This window comes from Pseudomonas sp. CFBP 13602, assembly GCF_014842725.1.
Taxonomy (GTDB): domain Bacteria; phylum Pseudomonadota; class Gammaproteobacteria; order Pseudomonadales; family Pseudomonadaceae; genus Aquipseudomonas; species Aquipseudomonas baltica.
The window spans coordinates 1-269 of sequence record NZ_JACYVT010000024.1 but is presented as its reverse complement, the minus strand read 5'-3'; the positions used below and the strand labels follow the sequence as shown (position 1 = coordinate 269).

Annotated in this window: 1 protein-coding gene; it reads left to right on the top strand. The window is 63.6% G+C overall.

What is annotated here, in order from left to right; translation table 11 throughout:
* Positions 1-269: hypothetical protein (locus IFU31_RS21605; protein ID WP_446731046.1), on the top strand; the 269-nt coding region annotated here is incomplete at both ends.

Sequence of the window (269 nt, the reverse complement as noted above, 5' to 3'; positions counted from 1 at the left end):
GGCCCGCTGCAAACCAGCGACCTCAACCGCAGCATCACCATCACCGTGCCCAACAGCGTCATTGCCGCCCGCCCCGGCACCGACCTGATCGTGCGCTACAGCATCCGCGACAAGGTGCAGAACTATTCACGCTACAGCCCCAGCGTGCTGACCACCGTGTATGCACGAGGCTCGTTGCCCGAGCCGACCGTGGAAGGCACCCAGACCGGCGACCTGCATCTGGATACCATCACCGACGGCCTGGTGGAAATCCGCGTCAATCGCTATTC